The following is a 19,911-nucleotide window of genomic DNA, read 5'->3' as shown; positions in this document are numbered from 1 at the left end:
TTTTTTTCGATAATAAGAACTATTAGAATTTTTTTTGAAGAGTGAACAAAAATATTTAATAGATGGCAAAGGTGAGTAAATATATGGCAAAAGATCGGGTGTTGACTGCCGACGAAGTGATTGAGAAGGTGAGTGAATATTTAAACGCAGAACACGTCAAGCTCGTAGAAAAGGCTTATCAATACGCTCAAGAAGCGCATAAGGACCAGTATCGGAAGTCAGGGGAGCCTTACATTATTCATCCCATTCAAGTGGCGGGAATACTGGCAGATTTAGAAATGGATCCGGCCACTGTAGCAGCCGGTTTTTTGCATGATGTTGTCGAAGATACGGACATAACACTCGCAGATATGAAAGAAGCTTTTGGAGAAGAAGTAGCCATGCTTGTAGATGGCGTAACAAAGCTCGGAAAAATTAAATATAAATCCAAAGAAGAACAGCAGGCAGAAAATCACCGAAAAATGTTTGTCGCAATGGCACAGGATATTCGCGTCATCTTAATCAAACTGGCAGACCGCCTGCACAATATGCGGACGTTAAAGCATTTGCCGCACGAAAAACAGCGGCGCATTGCCAATGAAACATTGGAGATTTTTGCCCCTCTTGCTCACCGTCTGGGAATTTCAAAGATTAAATGGGAACTGGAAGATATTGCTCTGCGTTATTTAAATCCACAGCAATATTATCGAATTGTCAATTTAATGAAGAGAAAACGGGCGGAACGCGAGCAATATTTAGAGGAAGTCATTACAGATGTGAAAATGCGCCTCAATGAAATTGCTATTAAGGCCGAGTTATCCGGACGGCCGAAGCATATTTACAGCATTTATCGCAAAATGGCTCTGCAGCATAAGCAATTCAACGAAATTTACGACTTGCTTGCCGTTCGCGTCATTGTGGACAGCATTAAGGACTGTTATGCGGTGCTGGGAGTCATTCATACTTGCTGGAAGCCGATGCCTGGCCGATTTAAAGATTATATCGCCATGCCGAAAACGAATATGTATCAGTCGCTTCACACGACAGTCATCGGTCCAAAAGGAGACCCGCTTGAAGTGCAAATCCGGACAAAGGATATGCATCATATCGCTGAATATGGGGTGGCTGCCCATTGGGCTTACAAGGAAGGCAAAACGGTTGATGAGCAAGCTTCATTCGATAAAAAGATGACCTGGTTCCGTGAGATTATGGAATACCAGAATGATTCCGCTGATGCAGAAGAGTTTATGGAGTCATTAAAGATCGACTTTTTCTCCGATATGGTATTTATCTTTACGCCAAAAGGAGACGTAATTGAACTCCCAAAAGGCTCAGTGCCGCTTGACTTCGCCTACCGTATCCATTCGGAGATCGGCAATAAAACGATCGGGGCAAAAGTGAATGGAAAAATGGTGACTCTCGATTACAAGCTTCAGACGGGCGATATTGTTGAGATCTTAACGTCCAAGCACTCATATGGGCCGAGCAAGGATTGGCTGAAAATGGCGCAGACGTCTCAGGCTAAAAATAAAATTAAGCAATTTTTCAAAAAGCAAAATCGGGAAGAAAACGTTATTAAAGGCCGGGAACAAGTAGAAAGAGAAATTAAAAACATGGATTTTGATGTGAAGGAAGTAATTACGCTTGAGAATGTGAAGCGAGTAGCTGAAAAATTCAATTTTGCCAATGAAGAAGATATGTATGCTGCTGTTGGCTATAATGGGATCACGGCGTTGCAAGTCGTTAACCGCCTGACAGAAAAGCTTCGGAAAATGAGGGATCAGGAAGCTTTCGTTGAAGAATCATTAAAAGACCTGAAGCCTGTTTCTCCACAGTCCCAGTCGAAAAAAAATTCCGGTGTTACTGTTAAGGGAATTGACAATTTGCTCATCCGTTTGTCCCGCTGCTGCAACCCGGTTCCAGGCGATGATATCGTCGGTTATATTACGAAAGGCCGCGGAGTTTCTGTTCACCGCGCCGATTGTCCGAACGTAAACGACGAGGAGTCGACCGACCGTTTAATTGAAGTAGAATGGGAAGGCGGAACAGCTGATCAAAAGGAATATACCGTGGAAATTGAGATTTCAGGCTATGACCGTCAAGGCTTGCTGAATGAAGTGCTGCAGGCAGTCAGCGAAACGAAAACGAATATTTCTACTGTTTCCGGCAGGTCTGACCGCAATAAAGTCGCGAAAATTGACATGGCCATCTATATTCATAATATTAGCCACCTTCATAAAGTGGTGGAACGGATTAAGCAAATTCCAGATATTTATTCTGTGCACAGAATTTTAAATTAAGGGTGTTTTAGAGATGAAGGTTGTTTTGCAAAGAAGCAAAGAAGCGTCTGTTACTGTAGCAGAAAAGGTAGTAGGCCGTATTGATAGCGGCCTTGTTCTTCTTGTCGGTGTTACGCATGAAGACGGAGAAGAGGAAGCCGCCTACTTAGCTGAAAAAATTGTTCATCTGCGGATTTTTGAAGATGAAGAAGGCAAGATGAACCGCTCGCTTCTTGATGTGGGAGGAGCCATTTTATCTGTTTCTCAATTTACTTTGTACGGTGATTGCCGCAAAGGGCGCCGCCCGAATTTTATGGGGGCTGCTAAAGGAGAGCAGGCTGAGCGGGTTTATGACCGCTTTAACGAGCTGCTCAAGGAGAAAGGTGTCCATGTGGAAACCGGAGAATTTGGTGCTATGATGGATGTCTGCTTGGTGAATGACGGTCCTGTGACGTTTATACTGGAGAGCAATTGATAGACACACTCAAGCAGACGATGGTTTCATCTGCTTGAGTGTGTCGGCAAAAGGGTTCGGAAGGTCTTATTCCGAACCCTTTTTGATTTTTCATTGATTTAAACATTTGGAAGAAAGATAGACATCTCCAGGGCCGCTAGCTAGATCCATTCGGCATCTAAGCTTAAAACGGGCCGCCTTAAACTTTGTCCTCCCTGTTCATTGAAGTGGGAGGAGTGTTTGTGACCAGGAGACGCACCGCCTGTTTTTTAAAAGAAGAAAAAGGGCCAACCCAAAAGTCATGTGTCATGATCCTTTAGGTTGGCCCTGTAGCTGTGCCTTAATTATTAAAATAAGAGCTTAGTCCGTTATAAACGCCGTTAGTGATCAATTCCTGATAAGGGCTTGTCACAACCGCCGAGGCTTCTTTCGGATTGCTTAAGTACCCAAGCTCGAGCAAAATGGATGGCCGGCTGTTTTCACGCAAAACATAGTAATCGCCGCGGCGGACACCGCGATTCTTGATTGGCAGATTTTGTTCAAGGTTGCGATTGACATCTTTTGCGAGTTGTTTGTGACGGTTATGGTAATAATAAGTAGTGAATCCGTTTGCTCCCGAGTGATAAGTGCTATCGTAATGAAGGCTGATAAATGCATCGGCATGATGGTATTTAGCCGTAGCAACTCGGGAAGGAAGCGAAATATATTGGTCGCCGGAACGGGTCAATATTACATTAGCTCCTGCCTGTCGAAGCTTATTGTATAAGCGGTCAGCAGTTTTTAATGTAATGAACTTTTCAAACGTGCCATTCATGCCGGTCGTGCCAGCATCCATCCCCCCATGTCCCGGGTCTAAAATAATGGTTTTTCCCTGCAGCCCCGGTGTGCGGTCGGCAGCTGGCTCCGAGGAAGAGTTTTCAGAAGGGGATTCTCCGTTTACAGATACTACCCAACTTGCTACAAACGCTTGCTGGCCGCTTGCAAGGCCGATTTTATACCAATCTCCAACCCGGGCTTGAATAGGATAGCGCTCTCCTTGAGAGCCTCTTGCTGCCACAGAAGCCGATGTGCTGGCGCTGGAACGGAGATTTGTTCCATTATATAGAATAACAGCAAAGCCGTCTGCTGCTGTTTCGCTGTGGCTGGTTGTCTGCTCTGATTCGCTTGATAGGCGGACGAACTGCCGGCTCACCCAGGCGTTTTGTCCTTTGTAGCGAATATTCACCCAATCATTTCTTACTTTTTTTACAGGAACTTGGTCGCCAATGTGAAGTTTTCCGATGACACCCGCAGACAAAGACGGTTCATTTCGTACGTTTAGGCCGTCAGCCAAAATAGTGGCTGATTTGCCTGTGCCCGCGCTTTGTGCTGGTTCTTCATTTCCTGCTCGGCTTCTTTCGGAGGAAGCATCTGTTTTGTTAACAATATAACCGGCGACCCAGCCTTTTACGCCATTATCAAGCTGGATTTGATACCAGTCATACCGTTCCTTCAACACAATATACCGCTTGCCGCGGTTGGCTTGTCCAACTAAGCTTGCCGACATGTTCGGTTCACTGCGGACATTTGCCTTGTTTACGGCGATCTCCACCTGCTGCTGGGCCGCATTTGCAGAAGGGATGGCTACCGGTAAAAGACTAAGCAATAAAACAAAGGCTGCTATTAAACTAATTTTTTTCCTATCCATAATTCACCGCCTTCAAGAAGATAAATAAATTCACGTATTATTTTAGCATCTCTTTCACGTTTTGGCGTTTCTTTCCGCTATTTTTCTTAAATTAAGAAAAAGGTCTGTCTTTTTGTAATCATCTGTCTCTGAAAGCGGCATATATGCGGAAAGTTGTGAAAAAGAAGCTTGAATGCACCAAGAAAGTTTTTTATAATAGGAACATTGATAACGAACAGCAGAGCCGTCTTCCTGACTTTTGCTGACAACCAAATAATTCGACCAATGATGGAGAAAAGTAGTTAAGGATTGCACGTTCAGAGAGGAAGAGCCGTGGCTGTAAGCTATTCCCGTCCGCACCGTAATGAAGGAACACTCCGGAGGTTTTTCCTTGAACGAAGCATTCAAGTAGAGGAAAACGCAACCAGGCGTTAATGGAAAAGTGAAAGCGGCTAGTCCGCTTTAACCAGGGTGGTACCACGGGAATTAAACTCTCGTCCCTTATTGGAGGGATGAAGGGTTTTTTTATTTGGAAAAAAACACCTGAAAATCTATTGAAGGAGGAAGAAATATGAGTATCAATATTCCGCGCGGCACGCAGGACATTTTACCGGGAACGGTGGAAAAATGGCAGCACATTGAGAAAATTGCTACAGAGATTTGCCGCAATTATCAATATAAAGAAATCCGGACGCCGATCTTTGAACACACGGAATTGTTCCAGCGTGGAGTCGGCGATACAACAGATATCGTGCAGAAGGAAATGTATACCTTCACAGACCGCGGAGACCGCAGTCTGACACTGCGCCCGGAAGGAACAGCAGCTGTTGTTCGGTCGTTTGTGGAAAATAAAATGTTTGGAGATCCGAACCAGCCGGTCAAATTATATTACAATGGGCCGATGTTTCGCTACGAGCGTCCGCAATCAGGACGGTATCGCCAGTTTGTCCAATTTGGCGTTGAAGCGATCGGCAGCGAAGATCCGGCTATTGATGCTGAAGTCATGGCGCTCGTTATGGATATTTACAAGACGGCCGGCCTGCAAAAAGTGGAGCTCGTCTTAAATTCGCTCGGTGACAAGGACAGCCGCGTCGCTTATAGAAATGCGCTCATCGATCACTTTCAGCCGCGAATTGGCGAGTTTTGCGAGGATTGCCAAAGCCGCCTGGAAAAAAATCCAATGCGCATCTTGGACTGTAAAAAAGACCGAGAACACGAATTAATGAAATCTGCTCCGTCTATTTTAGACTATTTAAATGAGTATTCCCGTACATACTTTGAAAAGGTCCAAAGCTATTTAACTGCACTTGGCATTGACTTTACAATTGACCCGACGCTTGTCCGCGGTCTTGACTACTACAACCACACGGCATTTGAAGTTATGAGCCGGGCCGACGGGTTTGGGGCGATTACGACACTGTGCGGCGGCGGACGCTATAACGGACTTGTCAGCCAAATGGGCGGCCCGGACGTTCCGGGGATCGGTTTTGCCTTTAGTATGGAACGCTTTCTTGCCGCGATGGAGGCAGAAGGGATCGCGTGGGAAGATGATAACCGGCTCGATTGCTATGTCGTTTCTCTCGGAGAAGAGGCGAAAGATTACACGGTCAAGCTCGTTCATGATTTGCGAACAGCAGGAATAAAAGCGGAGCGCGATTACCAAAATCGCAAGATGAAGGCTCAGTTCAAGGCGGCCGACCGCTTACAAGCACGGTTCGTTGCGATCTTGGGCGAAGATGAGCTAAAGGAAAATAAAATTAATATAAAAGATATGGAAACAGGCGAGCAGCAGGAAATAGCGCTTGATCAATTCGTTGAGACATTAAGAAAGAAGATGGAGGAAAAGTAAATGTTTGGCAGATCTTATGAGTGTGGAAAAATTTCAGAGCAGCAAATTGGCGAAAGCGTCACTTTAAAAGGATGGGTGCAGCGCCGCAGAGATTTAGGCGGAGTAATTTTCATCGACCTTCGCGATCGTACAGGCATCGTGCAAATTGTATTTGATTCAGAAACATCTGCAGAGGCATTAGCAATAGCTGAAAAAGTCCGAAATGAGTATGTGCTGGATATTCAAGGAACAGTGATTGCCCGTGACGAAAGCACAATTAATGAGAGTATTGCTACCGGGAAAATCGAAATCAAAGTAAATGAAATCACTATTTTAAGTGAGGCAAAAACTCCTCCATTTCCGATTGAAGATGCGGCTGAAGTATCTGAGGACATTCGCTTGAAGTACCGCTACCTGGATTTACGCCGTCCAGTGATGTACGAAACGTTTAAAATGCGCAGCGATGTGACAAAAGCAGTGCGCGATTACCTTGATGAAGAAGGCTTTCTTGATGTAGAAACACCGATTTTAACCAAAAGCACGCCAGAAGGAGCCCGTGACTATTTAGTCCCGAGCCGTGTGCATGGAGGCGAATTCTATGCGCTGCCGCAATCGCCTCAGCTTTTCAAGCAGCTGCTCATGGTATCCGGCTTTGATCGCTATTATCAAATTGCCCGCTGTTTCCGTGATGAAGATTTGCGTGCAGACCGTCAGCCGGAATTTACGCAAATCGACATTGAAGCAAGCTTTATGAGCCAGGAAGATATCATGGCTATGGCCGAAGAAATGCTGAAGCGCGTCATGAAACGGGTAAAAGGCATCGAAATCACTGAGGCGTTCCCGCGGATGACATACGATGAGGCGATGAGCCGTTTTGGCTCTGACAAACCAGATACACGCTTTGGCATGGAGTTAGTGGACGTATCTGAACAAGTAAAGGATTCAGGCTTTAAAGTATTTGCTGGTGCTGTTGCCGGCGGTGGACAAGTAAAGCTCATCAACGTCAAAAACGGCGGAACGATTTACTCCCGCAAAGATATTGATGCATTGACAGAGTTTGCTGCTATATACGGAGCCAAAGGGCTTGCTTGGATGAAGGTAGAGGAGGATGGCTTAAAAGGTCCGATCGCTAAATTCTTCTCTGAGGAAGAACAAAATGGTTTAATCTCTTCCTCAGCAGCCGCTGCAGGCGACTTATTGCTATTTGTAGCGGATAAAAAATCCGTTGTAGCTGATGCCCTTGGAGCTCTTCGTCTAAAGCTCGGAAAAGACCTTGGCTTGATTGATGAAAACAAATTTAATTTCCTCTGGGTGACGGATTGGCCGCTTCTTGAATATGATGAGGATGCTAAGCGCTATTTTGCTGCCCATCATCCATTTACAATGCCGGTTCGTGAGGATCTGCCGCTTTTGAACGATGAACCAGGAAAAGTACGGGCGCAGGCTTACGATATTGTCTTAAATGGATATGAGCTCGGCGGCGGTTCTATTCGGATTTTCGAGCGCGATATTCAAGAAAAGATGTTTGAGGTGTTAGGTTTTACGAAGGAAGAAGCGAAAGAGCAATTTAGCTTCTTGCTGGATGCGTTTGAATACGGTACACCTCCTCATGGCGGGATTGCACTTGGACTGGACCGGATGGTTATGCTGCTTGCAGGGCGTACAAACCTGCGCGATACGATTGCTTTCCCGAAAACAGCTAGCGCAAGCGATCTTTTAATGGATGCTCCGAGCGAAGTAAGCTCTGGCCAGCTGGAGGAATTGCATTTAGCGATTCGCGCGACAGCGAAAAAGTGATTTTTAAATATTTAGATAATTGAAAGTTGAAATCGTTATACACGTGTGTTATGATTATTTTCAACGAAGGGAAGTCCTGATGTGTCCGTTTATTTTCACTATCTGTTTTGACCGAACAATGTATGTTACGGGAGCTCGGGTATGTAAATGGCGTACACGCCTCTTTAACGGAGGACGTACAAATTTTACTTCAGGGCACCCACCTGCCTAGAGCGGGTTCAAAACATATAGATTCATCGAACGGCACGATCGGGATTCCCCTTTATATCTATTGCCACTCACAGCCTCTTTTTGACAGGGGCTGTTTTTTTGTTGCAGAAATAGGGGAAAACATTGAATGAATGAATGTTTTCAAGTAAGATTAATCCTATCTGAAAAGATAAGAATATATTATTAATGTTATGGAGTGATCCTATTCATGCTGCATCAATTTTCACGCAATGAACTCGCCTTCGGACAAGAAGGGCTGGATATTTTACAAAACAGCACCGTTGCTATTCTCGGTATCGGCGGCGTTGGCTCCTTTTCTGTAGAAGCACTCGCTCGTTCAGGTGTGGGGCGCCTGGTGCTTGTAGATAAAGACACCATCGATATTACGAACGTCAATCGCCAGCTTCCTGCATTACTGTCAACGGTTGGCCAGCCAAAAGCAGAGGTAATGAAGGAGCGTATTGCCGATATTAATCCGGAGTGCGAGGTTATCACGCTGAATATGTTTTATACAGAAGAAACATATGAAGAATTTTTTAAGTATGACTTGGATTTCGTCGTCGATGCCTCCGATACGATTTCTTATAAAATCCATTTGATGAAAGAATGCCTGAAACGCAACATTCCAATCATTTCGAGCATGGGAGCGGCCAATAAATTAGATCCGACCCGTTTTCAAATTACTGATATTTCAAAAACTCATACAGATCCGATTGCCAAAGTGATTCGGACCCGCTTGAGAAAAGAAGGAATCCGCAAAGGCATTCCGGTTGTGTTTTCTGATGAAAGCCCGATCGTTATTCGTGAGGATGTTCGCAAAGTAGTCGGCAATGACCAAGCAGAGATTCGCAAGGCGAAGATGCCGCCTGCTTCTAACGCCTTCGTTCCTTCTGTTTGCGGATTGATTATGGCAAGTTATGTCGTAAGAGAATTATTAAAAGACATTAAGATTACCCGCGTAAATGATGAAAAATAAAGGAGAAAAAAGCTGTCCTGTTCAGGGCGGCTTTTTTCTTTTGTCTTTTCCGCTAGAGGAGAAGAAAGAAAAGTGAGACGGAAAAAACGGTTTAGTGAAAAAAATGGAAATGAGTGTTGACTGTCATGGTGTTCTAGTGTACTATCTAAATAGAACACTGATACACGGAGGGGACAAAATGTTTCAAGGACTGCTAAAGAAAGATTTTTTACTCATTAAAAATTATTTTTGGTTATGGCTGATTGCTGTATTGGCGATTTATGGGGCAGGGCTGATGTTTGCGACGTACTATGATGCATTTGCCCTCGTCTTTCCATTTATTTTTATGATTTATCTTTTTCACCTCGTTCTTTTGCCGATGACAGAAATGGTGCTGCTGAAAGCGGAGGAGAAAGGACAGTACTGGCTGCATAGTACGGCAGGGGGAATGCGGCTGCTGTTGTCCAAACTTGTGGTTGCACTGGCTGTTTTTCTCGCTTCCTTAGTTCTCACGGATGTATTGGCGCTGATTACGCTAAATATCGCTAATGTGCAGGAGTATATTCATATACCTGGAAGGAGCGTGCCATACAGGGAAGGATTTTTATTAAATGGGGCACTTACGGCAGGAGCTTTATATTTCACTGTCTGGGGGCTGTTTCTGTGGACGGTGTATCATTCGTTAAATGCGTACCCGCTGCTTAAGAAAATCCGGTGGGGCGTTGTAATTGCCATTTATGTCGCCTTTCAATGGCTAGCGGCAAAGATGCTGGAAATTCCGCTTATTGAAAAATGGTTTGCCAGCTGGACGGTCCGTGTTAGCGAACCTGGTACGCAAGCATGGGGAATAGGCGCAATGAGTTTTTCTGTTGAAAACGGCGCTATTCAAATATGGCCGATCATTGTCTCTGTTCTTTTTCATGTCGGTTTGTTTTTAGCTGCTGCCTGGCTGCTCAATCGAAAAGTAGAGGTGTAATGAAACATGACTGAAGAATTTAAAACATCCAAACCGATCTACCGGCAAATTGCTGACCGCATTATTCAGCAATTTGTGCGCGGAAAGATCGCCCCCGGCGAAAAATTGCCATCGGTCAGGGAGATGGCCATTCAGTCGGGGGTCAATCCGAATACGATACAGCGAACATATGGAGAACTAGAACGCATGGACGTAGTAGAAACGAGAAGAGGTCAGGGAACGTTTATGACGGAACAAATAGATAGAAAAAAACAGCTTCGCATTGAAATTCAGCGGGAGATGATTGAGACATTTATACAAAATATGCGGGGCATCGGTGTGGAGGACAAAGAAATAACGGAAGCGGTCGAACAATTTTTAGCGGGAAAGGAGCCGTCTGAAAATGATTGAGTTGCGAAACGTTACGAAAGAGTACGGAAAAAGAAAAGCGCTCCAAGATGTCAGTTTGCAATTTGAAAAAGGGAAGATATATGGCATTCTTGGGCCTAACGGGAGCGGAAAATCCACGATGATGAAAATGGCCGCAGGGCTCGTCTTTCCGTCCAAAGGTGAAGTGATCGTTAACGGACAGCCGGCAGACCGTTCTATTGCCCGCGATGTTGCTTATCTATCCAGTGAAGGTATGGTTTACCCAGGGCTGACCGTTCAGCAGATGATCGAGTTTTTCGCTGCACAGCACAAAGATTTTTCGCTGGAGAAAGCGGAAGAATTAATTCAGTTTATGAGTCTGGAGCGTCATCAAAAAGTGGCGAAGATGTCTAAAGGGCAGCAAGGACGGCTGAAACTCCTGCTGGTTTTGTCCCGCAAGGCTCCAGTGCTCTTGTTGGATGAACCCTTCTTAGGTCTTGATCCGATGGTAAGGGACACGATTGTAAAAGGGCTGGTTTCTTTCATTGATTTCGGTGAACAGACGGTCATTATTACTACCCATGAAATCACGGAGATTGAGCCTGTTTTGGAGGAGGCAGTCATTTTAGATGAGGGCATGGTCCGCGCCCGTTGCCATGTAGAAGCGCTTCGCGAAGAAGAGGGCTTATCTGTTCTGCAATGGCTGAAAAGGAATTATCAATAGGAGGTTAACGAATGACAACATTAGTGGAATTGAAAAATGTTTCAAAGGTCATCAAAGGGAAGCGCATTATTGATTCATTAAGTTTCACGATTCAAGCCGGGGAAGTTTTTGGTTTTCTTGGACCCAATGGAGCCGGTAAAACAACAACGATCCGGATGATCGTCGGACTGATGAAGCTGTCAGAAGGGGACATTGTTATTTGCGGACACAGCATCCAAAAAAACTTTGAGAAAGCCGTCAGCAATATCGGAGCGATTGTAGAAAATCCGGAAATGTATAAATTTTTAACAGGTTATCAAAATTTACAGCAGTATGCCCGTATGCAAAAAGGAATAACAAAAGAACGAATTGCCGAAGTTGTTCAGCTTGTAGGCTTGGGAGACCGAATTCACGATAAGGTGAAGACCTACTCTCTTGGTATGCGCCAACGGCTGGGAATCGCTCAATCGCTTCTGCACAGCCCGAAAGTATTAATTCTTGATGAGCCGACAAATGGGCTGGATCCTGCAGGTATTAAAGAAATCCGCCAATACATCCGTGATTTAGCGGAAAAAGAAAAGATGGCGGTTATTGTATCCAGCCATTTGCTCTCGGAAATGGAAATGATGTGCGACCGGATCGGAATCATTCAAAAAGGCCGGCTGATTCATGTTCAGTCTGTGCGTGATTGGGTAGATGACGGGCGTGAGGTGTATTCCATAGAGGTGGATCACGTGGATACGGCAGCGAAATTAATGACTGCCTCTTTTCCTGATATCCGTGTAAAAATTGCCGGAAGCAGCTTGTCTGTTGAAGCGGGTAAAGAGCAGATTCCGGATATAATCAGTTTGCTTGTGTCCAAGAATATGAGAGTTTATGAAGTGAAGCAGCTATCTAAAACACTCGAAGAAAAGTTTCTGGAAATAACAGAAAAGCAAGAGGCGGTGAGCTAATGGGACGTTTAATTAGAAATGAATGGATCAAAATATTTAAACGGCCGGGTACTTATGTCATGATTGGATTGCTTATCCTGATGACGGGTGTATTTGCCGGGTTTACGAAGTATGATGAAAGCAGACAGAAAGACACGCCAAATTGGCGTCAAGTCGTTCAAGCTGAAAACGCGCAGTATGAAAACACATTAAAAGAAGCGACAGAGATATCGAAAGACCACAAAGCTTATTTAGAAGGACAGATCAAGGTGAACGAATACCGTTTGGCAAACAATGTGCCGATTGATACTAAAACATCTACATTGTCCTTTATCGAGGAAAACAGCTCGCTGCTGAGCTTTGCCGGATTATTTATGATTATCATCGCTGGCGGGATTGTTGCCGGAGAATATTCATGGGGCACTATAAAAATGTTGTTGATTCGTCCGATCAGCCGTCCAAAGATTCTTCTTTCTAAGTATGCGGCCGTCGTACTGTTCGGATTGTTTATGATTGCTATCTTATTTGCAGTATCTGCCTTAATGGGGGCTGTCTTGTTCGGCTCTTCCAGCCATTCTGCCGTTCATCTTGTATATGAAGGCGGAAAAGTTGTAGAACAGAACATGATTGTTTATTTGTCTAAAGTGTATTTGCTAAAATCAATAGACGTATTTATGCTGGCAACGATGGCATTTATGATTTCAGCCGTTTTCCGGAGCAGCTCCCTTGCGATCGGCATTTCATTATTCCTGCTGTTTGTCGGTTCCAATGTCACAATGCTCATTGCCATGAAATATGATTGGGCGAAATATTTGCTGTTCGCAAATACGAATCTAATGCAATACGAAGAAGGGCAAACATTAGTTGATGGGATGACGATTGGATTCTCCATCACTGTTCTTGTTATCTACTATCTCGTGTTTCAACTCCTTGCCTTTTTTACATTTACCAAAAGGGATGTCGCTGCTTAAAGGCGAGAGGCTGCATGATAAGGCTCTTTTCACTGAATGATTAGAAAAGTGATATGAACGATAATAGAGACGATAAGAAAAAAGCTGCTGAATGAAAAGAACTCAGCAGCTTTCTTATTTTGTTTACCGGTAGAGCCTGCTGCTTTTGTTTCTATCAACAGGTTCTGCAGGATTAGGGCGATCTGACAGTTTGCTATTCATCTATTCTCGGCTTTGTCGGATCGCAGCTTGGCTTTTGAAGCCCGGTGGATTCAGCGAGCTTTATTAAATAGTAGCATTCTTCCCTCATCATATGGTCAGCCATGAGCGGAGCAAATGTTCCGAGCGCCTCCTTGCTGAGCTCTAATTCCTCAATCTCCTGAAGAAAATTCATAAACAGCTTCATTTCAAGAGAAGTATCTTGATTAAAGCGCTCTAGCGCAGGAAAAGTGGAAAGATTGGCCCGTAAAAATCCGGTCATTTCTACTGCTTTTAAATAAAAAGCTTCAAAATCCTTTGTAAAGCGGTCACTTTTTTGCTTCAGTCTTTTTTCAATCCGGTCCATGCGATCCGATATGGCGCCGGCATGGCCTGCCGCGTCTAAAAGCCAAAGCAGGTGATGATGAAGAGCGTGATAGACAGGAGGAACCTCCTCTGCCTGTAAATGTTTTAATAGCCGCCTATATTCATCCAGCTCATTCACCATATGACTAATAAAGGTTGGACCAAGCTGAATGGACACTTTCCCGGTAAGGTGCCTGCGTATCAAGTCGAGTTTAAACATTCTCAGCTTTTCAGTTTCTTCATTTGCCAGTCTGCTAAGCGCTAGCCAATTGGTTGTTCCTTTTCGTGCCTGTTCCAGCAGACGGTCAAAGGCTTGGATGAAACGGCGGGACCGTTCAACATCCTGCTGTTCATTGGGCGCAAGTGCTTCGTAAATAAAGCGGGAGTGATCGCCTAAGATTTGCAGCCAAAATTCATGCTCAAACTTAGCTGTTTCCTCATATGTTTTGATCATACAGTCTCTCCTTTTATCTATATTCCTATCATTTTATCGAAGGAAAGGAGTCTGTATGACAAGTTTCAGGGAGAGAGAGCACCCGAATCGACAGATCGTTTTTCAATTTCGCGAACTAGTTATTTTCCTCTTTCAATCTTGTCGTAGATTCCGGCCAAGGCTTGTTCAAATTTTCCTGTTTGTTTTGGCTCGTAATAACGTTTATTTTTTAATTTGTCTGGAAGGTACTGTTGTTTCACCCATCCACTGTCATAATCATGTGGATATTTGTATTCAAGCCCGCGTCCGAGCTCTTTGGCGCCCGGATAATGGGTGTCTTTTAAGTGGGCAGGCACATCCCCGCTTTTGCCAGCCCGGATGTCTGCTAAAGCCGCATCAATGGCGGAGATAGCTGTATTTGATTTAGGTGACAGGCACAGCTCGATTACAGCCGCTGCCAGCGGAATGCGAGCCTCTGGAAAGCCGATTTTTTCTGCGGTCTGAATAGCAGCGAGCGTGCGCTGGCCGGCCTGCGGGCTGGCAAGACCGATATCCTCATACGCGATAACAAGCAGCCTTCTTGCTATACTCGGCAGGTCGCCGGCCTCAATCAGCCGCGCCAAGTAATGAAGAGCTGCATTGACATCGCTGCCGCGGATCGACTTCTGAAACGCGCTGATTACATCATAGTGGGCATCCCCGTCCCTGTCGTGTGAAAAACTTTTCTTTTGCAGGCATTCTTCGGCGATTGTGCGGCTGATAACAATAACGTTCTCTTCATTTGGGGGAGTGGATAGCACAGCGAGTTCCAAAGCGTTTAACGAGCTGCGCACGTCGCCCCCGCTTGCCTGGGAAAAATGCTGAAGAGCCTCTTCTGCTACTTCTGTTGGATACCGGCCAAGCCCCCGTTCTTCATCATGAAGAGCCCTTTCTAGTGTTTTCGCAATTTCGTCGGGAGTCAGCGGCTTTAATTCGAAAATCTGGCATCGGCTGCGAATCGCTGGATTGATGGCGTGATAAGGATTGCTTGTTGTGGCTCCGATCAAGGTAATCATCCCGTTCTCTAAAAATGGCAGCAAAAAATCCTGTTTGCCTTTATCCAGTCTGTGGACTTCATCTAAAAGCAAGATAACTTTGCCGGACATCTTAGCCTCAGCGGCGACGATTTCCATATCTTTTTTATTGCTGGTGACAGCATTAAGTGTTCGGAAGGCGTATTTTGTGCTGCCGGCGATAGCGCTGGCAATCGATGTTTTGCCAATACCGGGAGGACCGTATAGGATCATGGAAGACAGTTGCTTGGCTGCCACCATGCGCTCGATAATTTTTCCAGGTCTGACCAAATGCTCCTGGCCAACGATTTCATCAATTGTCCGTGGCCGCATTCGAAAAGCTAACGGTTTCATGCCTAATTCCTCATTTCTCATTTCAATTCTTTTCCTTCACTGTATCATAGGAAATGAGGGCGGGGCATGTTTTTTGATCTGTTTTCTGTGATATAATAGCGGGGGCTGACTATACAGGCCCACTTGATAAGGGGTAAGATGGATGAAAAAAGAGAAGGTAAGGAAACAGGGGAATATTGTGATTCGGCTGACGATTTTTACGATTGGCCTTTTATTTATGTCTCTTGGCATTGTGCTGCTGATTCGAGCAGACCTTGGTGCCACGCCGTGGGATGCTCTTCATGTAGGGTTGTATGAACAATTAGGGCTGACGGTCGGTACTTGGTCGGTGCTCATCGGTTTTTTGATTTTAGGTTTGGCCTCTTTTTATTTGCGGGAATGGCCGCAATTTGGAGCCTATTTAAACATGCTGCTTGTGGGTATCTTTATTGATTTCTTTTTATGGCTGCCGACGATTGCTACGCCGGATCATTTCAGCGGCAAGCTGATCATGTTTATCGCAGGTGTGTTTGTTATGGCGTACGGCATGTCATTTTATCTTTCTGCTCAGCTTGGTGCAGGCCCGCGAGATAGCTTTATGCTGGCTGTCATGAAAAAAACCGGCTGGAAAGTGTCAAGTATTCGGCGGGGAATGGAATTTTTTGTGCTGGTCATTGCCTGGCTCATTGGAGGACCAGTTCATTTAGGCACGTTTCTGTTTAGCTTGTTAATGGGAACGGCGGTCGGTATTTCGTTGCCGCAATGTCAACAGTTTTCCGATATACTAATAAACAAAGTAAATGAATGGAAAAAAGACCATAACCAGGGGGTAAATATATGAGAATTTCAACTAAAGGAAGATATGGATTAACAATTATGATTGAATTAGCAAAAAGGCACGGGGAGGGGCCGACTTCCCTGCGTGTTATTGCCGGCGCTCATAATTTATCAGAGCATTATCTCGAACAATTAATTGCTCCGCTTCGCAATTCCGGGCTTGTCCGCAGTATCCGCGGAGCTTACGGCGGATATGTGCTGGGAAGAGAACCGGAGACGATCACCGCTGGAGACATTATCCGTGTACTCGAAGGGCCCATCAGCCTCGTTGAAGGAATTGAAGATGAAGAGCCGGCAAAGCGCGAGCTGTGGATTAGAATTAGTGATGCGATTAAAGGCGTGCTTGAAAATACAACGCTGGAAGACTTGGCGAAGCATACAGACGAGCATGGTCAATCCGATGCTTACATGTTTTATATTTAAGGGGAGATGAGAGAATGGAACGCATTTATTTAGATCATGCGGCAACAACTCCTATGCATCCGGAAGTGATCGAAACAGTGACTGCCCAGATGAATGATACGTTTGGCAATCCGTCCAGCATTCACTCGTTTGGCCGGTCCTCCCGCCAGGCAGTAGACAGAGCGCGAACTACTGCAGCTGCCAGCATTGGAGCTGACTTCAATGAAATTATTTTTACGAGCGGAGGCACAGAGGCCGATAATCTGGCGATTGTCGGCACAGCCCAGGCGATGAAGCACCGCGGCCGTCATATTATTACATCAGCGGTAGAGCACCACGCCGTCCTGCACACATGCGCCTATCTTGAAAAAGAAGGCTATGAAGTCACTTACTTGCCGGTGAACGAAGAAGGACTGGTTCGTGTAGCCGATTTAGCTGCTGCTTTGCGGGAGGATACCATTCTGGTAACAATTATGTACGGCAATAATGAAGTCGGCACTATTCAGCCGATTGCGGAAATCGGGGAGCTGTTGCAAGGACACCCGGCCGTCTTTCATACCGATGCCGTCCAGGCCTATGGCGCTGTTGCCATTGATGTGAAAGCGGATCATATTGATCTGCTGTCGGTATCGAGCCATAAAATTAACGGACCTAAAGGGGTTGGCTTTTTGTATGCAAGGGAAGGGCTGCTGCTTACGCCCGGCCTTTTTGGGGGCGAACAGGAGAGAAAACGGCGGGCTGGAACGGAAAATGTGCCGGCGATTGCCGGATTTGGAAAAGCGATTGAACTTGCTATGGCTTCCATGGCTGAGAAGAGTAAGCGTTATTCGTCATTTAAAGAACGGCTGATGCACTTGCTCACAGAAAAGCAAGTGGCTTTTTCTGTGAACGGATCGCTTGAACGATCATTGCCGCACGTGCTAAACTTAAGCTTCCCTGGAACAGATGTGGAATCGCTGTTAGTGAATTTGGATCTTGCCGGTGTTGCCGCATCTAGCGGTTCAGCCTGCACAGCCGGGTCAATTGAGCCGTCTCATGTGCTTGTAGCGATGTTTGGCAAGGAGTCCGACCGTCTGCGCAACTCCATTCGTTTCAGTTTTGGCATGACAAATACGGAAGAACAAATAGATCAAGCAGGAGAAGCAACGGCGAATATTATCGCCCGTTTAACGAATAAATAAACGCCGGCTCCTGCAGGGAAAGAGAGTGGACAAAATGAAGAAAGCACCGAAAGACACCCGTGTGGTTGTCGGCATGTCCGGCGGCGTGGACTCTTCGGTTGCCGCCCTTTTATTGAAGGAGCAGGGCTACGACGTCATCGGTATTTTTATGAAAAACTGGGATGACACAGATGAATCCGGCGTCTGCACAGCAACAGAGGATTATAATGATGTCATCCGTGTATGCAATCAAATCGGCATCCCTTATTACGCAGTAAATTTTGAGAAGCAATATTGGGATAAAGTCTTTACCTATTTCCTTGAGGAGTATAAAGCCGGGCGCACACCGAACCCGGATGTAATGTGCAACAAGGAAATTAAATTTAAAGCCTTTTTGGAGCATGCCATGAGTCTTGGAGCTGATTACTTGGCAACCGGGCATTATGCGCGGGTCGATCATAGCGGCGAAGAAGTAAAAATGCTTCGCGGCCTTGATGAAAATAAGGATCAAACATACTTTTTGAACCAGCTTCAGCAAGAACAACTGGAAAAAGTGCTGTTTCCAATCGGCGGCATTGATAAAAAGCAGGTGCGGGCGATTGCTGCAGAAGCGGGGCTCGCTACAGCAGCCAAAAAAGACAGCACAGGCATTTGCTTTATTGGCGAACGCAACTTTAAAGAGTTTTTAAGCGGCTATTTGCCGGCACAGCCTGGTTTGATGACAACAATGGACGGCGAAGTAAAGGGCCATCACGACGGCTTAATGTATTACACGATCGGCCAGCGGCATGGTCTTGGCATCGGCGGATCAGGCGAGCCATGGTTTGTTGTGGGCAAAGATTTAGAAAAGAACGTTCTTTATGTAGATCAAGGCTTCCATAATGATTTGTTGTACTCTACTTCGTTAATTGCCGATCAAGCAAGCTGGGTATCGAACAAGCCAAAGCCGCAATCTTTTGAGTGCACGGCTAAATTCCGTTACCGTCAGCCAGACAATAAAGTAACGGTTCATTTGCTTGAAGATGGAAAAGTGAAAGTGGACTTCCATGAACCGATTCGAGCGATTACGCCAGGACAAGCAGCTGTGTTTTATGACGGAGAAGAATGTCTCGGCGGAGCAACGATCGATCAGGTGTTTAAAGATGAAAAGAGACTGACCTACGTTGGGTAACGAACGGTTAAGCCAACTGCTTTAAATGAACAGAGAGCTGTTGGCGTAAGTGGTCTGCAAAGATGAGAATCAATCTTTTTAATGAATACTACCGAAATGATAAAGAAAAAGAAGGCATCCTGAAAACCAGACTTTTTAGGATGTCTTCTTTGTTAATTTTCTGCAGTGTCCGCCCGCTGTGGTATAATCTTGATGAAAATAAGTATAGAGGTGGCTCATGGATAAAAATTTACAAGGTATAGAATATTTGCAGCAAGGAAAAGTCGAAGAGGCTTTAAGGTTATTTTCAGAACGGATCGAAGAAGCTCCGGAAGATCCGACCGCCTATATTAACTTTGGCCATGTACTGTCGACCGTCGGTGAGCAGGAACGGGCTGAGCGTTTTTATAAAAAAGCGATCGAGGTAGATCCGGCAGCCGGAGCCGCCCATTATGCGCTTGGCACCTTTTATTATGAGCAAGAGCAGCTGGAAGAAGCCTGCCGTGAATTTGAACAGGCGATCAAGCTGGGTCTTGAGGAGAGCGATGTGTTTTTCATGCTGGGCATGGCGCTTAGCCAGCTTGATCAGTCTGTATTGGCATTGCCGTATTTGCAGCGCGCGGTTGAGCTGAACGAAACGGACACAGAAGCACGCTTTCAGCTCGGGCTTGCATTGGCAAAGGTGTCGGCATATGATGAAGCAATTCGTCAGCTTGAGCAGGTGGTGGCAGCTGATGCCAGCCATGCCGATGCTTATTACAATCTTGGTGTTGCCTATGCCGGCCACTTAGAGGACGCGGAGAAAGCCGCAGCTATGTTTGACCGGGCGCTTGCTATTCAGCCGGATCATATGCTCGCCGGCTATGGAAAGAAAATGCTTGAAAAAGCCGAAGAACGATAAGG

18 protein-coding genes, 1 other RNA gene and 1 other annotated feature are annotated in these 19,911 nt (G+C 45.4%); of the genes, 16 read left to right on the top strand and 3 right to left on the bottom strand.

Annotated elements, in window-relative coordinates:
- The first annotated feature begins 83 nt into the window (after positions 1 to 83).
- The gene (locus tag B1A98_RS05540) at positions 84 to 2,279 is read left to right on the top strand and encodes a RelA/SpoT family protein (protein WP_063385487.1); all 2,196 of its coding nucleotides are present in this window, start codon (positions 84 to 86) and stop codon (positions 2,277 to 2,279) included.
- 13 nt (positions 2,280 to 2,292) lie between these two features.
- On the top strand, positions 2,293 to 2,733 hold the full coding sequence (gene dtd, locus B1A98_RS05535) for a D-aminoacyl-tRNA deacylase (protein WP_063385488.1): 441 nt from the start codon (positions 2,293 to 2,295) through the stop codon (positions 2,731 to 2,733).
- A gap of 319 nt (positions 2,734 to 3,052) precedes the next feature.
- Here the strand turns inward: dtd and B1A98_RS05530 are convergent, their stop codons facing one another.
- Positions 3,053 to 4,399, bottom strand: coding sequence for an N-acetylmuramoyl-L-alanine amidase family protein (locus B1A98_RS05530; RefSeq protein ID WP_063385489.1), 1,347 nt, complete (start codon positions 4,397 to 4,399; stop codon positions 3,053 to 3,055).
- Positions 4,400 to 4,654: 255 nt separating this feature from the next.
- Positions 4,655 to 4,883, top strand: a binding site (T-box leader).
- Positions 4,884 to 4,949: 66 nt separating this feature from the next.
- On the opposite strand from B1A98_RS05530, the gene hisS reads away from it, so the two are divergent.
- The 9 genes from hisS to B1A98_RS05480 all read left to right on the top strand — a co-directional run bounded on the left by hisS (position 4,950) and on the right by B1A98_RS05480 (position 13,098).
- A complete protein-coding gene (hisS, locus tag B1A98_RS05520) occupies positions 4,950 to 6,227 on the top strand; it encodes a histidine--tRNA ligase (protein ID WP_063385491.1) in 1,278 nt (425 codons plus the stop codon).
- Positions 6,228 to 8,003: an aspartate--tRNA ligase gene (gene aspS, locus B1A98_RS05515; RefSeq protein WP_063385492.1), complete on the top strand. Its 1,776-nt coding sequence runs from the start codon at positions 6,228 to 6,230 to the stop codon at positions 8,001 to 8,003. It abuts the gene before it with no gap.
- 70 nt (positions 8,004 to 8,073) lie between these two features.
- Positions 8,074 to 8,263, top strand: a non-coding RNA gene (ssrS, locus tag B1A98_RS05510) — 6S RNA.
- A gap of 158 nt (positions 8,264 to 8,421) precedes the next feature.
- Positions 8,422 to 9,189 carry a tRNA threonylcarbamoyladenosine dehydratase gene (locus tag B1A98_RS05505; protein WP_063385493.1) on the top strand — a complete coding sequence of 256 codons (768 nt, stop codon included), beginning with the start codon at positions 8,422 to 8,424 and terminating at the stop codon, positions 9,187 to 9,189.
- A 178-nt stretch (positions 9,190 to 9,367) separates the two neighbouring features.
- A complete protein-coding gene (locus B1A98_RS05500; RefSeq protein ID WP_063385494.1) occupies positions 9,368 to 10,144 on the top strand; it encodes a hypothetical protein in 777 nt (258 codons plus the stop codon).
- Between the two features lie 6 nt (positions 10,145 to 10,150).
- Positions 10,151 to 10,534, top strand: a complete 384-nt coding sequence (locus B1A98_RS05495; RefSeq protein WP_063385495.1) for a GntR family transcriptional regulator — start codon at positions 10,151 to 10,153, stop codon at positions 10,532 to 10,534.
- Entirely contained in the window at positions 10,527 to 11,216 is a 690-nt protein-coding gene (locus B1A98_RS05490) for an ABC transporter ATP-binding protein (RefSeq protein WP_063385496.1), read from the top strand. Before B1A98_RS05495 ends, B1A98_RS05490 begins: the two co-directional genes overlap by 8 nt.
- Positions 11,217 to 11,227: 11 nt before the next feature.
- The gene (locus B1A98_RS05485; RefSeq protein ID WP_041113966.1) at positions 11,228 to 12,148 is read left to right on the top strand and encodes an ABC transporter ATP-binding protein; all 921 of its coding nucleotides are present in this window, start codon (positions 11,228 to 11,230) and stop codon (positions 12,146 to 12,148) included.
- Positions 12,148 to 13,098 (top strand): ABC transporter permease, encoded by a 951-nt coding sequence (locus B1A98_RS05480; RefSeq protein WP_063385497.1) that lies wholly within the window; start codon positions 12,148 to 12,150, stop codon positions 13,096 to 13,098. The genes B1A98_RS05485 and B1A98_RS05480 overlap by 1 nt, the downstream gene beginning before the upstream one ends.
- A gap of 193 nt (positions 13,099 to 13,291) precedes the next feature.
- On the opposite strand, the gene B1A98_RS05475 is transcribed toward B1A98_RS05480, so the two are convergent.
- Both B1A98_RS05475 and B1A98_RS05470 read right to left on the bottom strand, forming a co-directional pair.
- Positions 13,292 to 14,095 carry a DUF2935 domain-containing protein gene (locus B1A98_RS05475; protein WP_063385498.1) on the bottom strand — a complete coding sequence of 268 codons (804 nt, stop codon included), beginning with the start codon at positions 14,093 to 14,095 and terminating at the stop codon, positions 13,292 to 13,294.
- A gap of 119 nt (positions 14,096 to 14,214) precedes the next feature.
- Positions 14,215 to 15,480, bottom strand: coding sequence for a replication-associated recombination protein A (locus B1A98_RS05470; protein WP_063385844.1), 1,266 nt, complete (start codon positions 15,478 to 15,480; stop codon positions 14,215 to 14,217).
- A gap of 142 nt (positions 15,481 to 15,622) precedes the next feature.
- On the opposite strand from B1A98_RS05470, the gene B1A98_RS05465 reads away from it, so the two are divergent.
- The 5 genes from B1A98_RS05465 (at position 15,623) to B1A98_RS05440 (ending at position 19,909) form a co-directional block, all read left to right on the top strand.
- Complete coding sequence (locus tag B1A98_RS05465) at positions 15,623 to 16,300, top strand: YczE/YyaS/YitT family protein (RefSeq protein WP_063385499.1); 678 nt, start codon at positions 15,623 to 15,625, stop codon at positions 16,298 to 16,300.
- On the top strand, positions 16,297 to 16,719 hold the full coding sequence (cymR, locus tag B1A98_RS05460; RefSeq protein WP_063385500.1) for a cysteine metabolism transcriptional regulator CymR: 423 nt from the start codon (positions 16,297 to 16,299) through the stop codon (positions 16,717 to 16,719). Before B1A98_RS05465 ends, cymR begins: the two co-directional genes overlap by 4 nt.
- A gap of 14 nt (positions 16,720 to 16,733) precedes the next feature.
- Positions 16,734 to 17,879, top strand: a complete 1,146-nt coding sequence (locus tag B1A98_RS05455) for a cysteine desulfurase family protein (protein ID WP_063385501.1) — start codon at positions 16,734 to 16,736, stop codon at positions 17,877 to 17,879.
- Between the two features lie 34 nt (positions 17,880 to 17,913).
- Entirely contained in the window at positions 17,914 to 19,029 is a 1,116-nt protein-coding gene (gene mnmA / locus B1A98_RS05450; protein ID WP_063385502.1) for a tRNA 2-thiouridine(34) synthase MnmA, read from the top strand.
- 217 nt (positions 19,030 to 19,246) lie between these two features.
- Positions 19,247 to 19,909, top strand: a complete 663-nt coding sequence (locus tag B1A98_RS05440) for a tetratricopeptide repeat protein (protein WP_041097413.1) — start codon at positions 19,247 to 19,249, stop codon at positions 19,907 to 19,909.
- Positions 19,910 to 19,911 lie beyond the last annotated feature (2 nt).

It is taken from the genome of Pseudobacillus badius (assembly GCF_002189605.1).
Lineage (GTDB): Bacteria > Bacillota > Bacilli > Bacillales > Domibacillaceae > Pseudobacillus > Pseudobacillus badius.
This window is presented reverse-complemented; position numbering and strand designations above follow the sequence as displayed.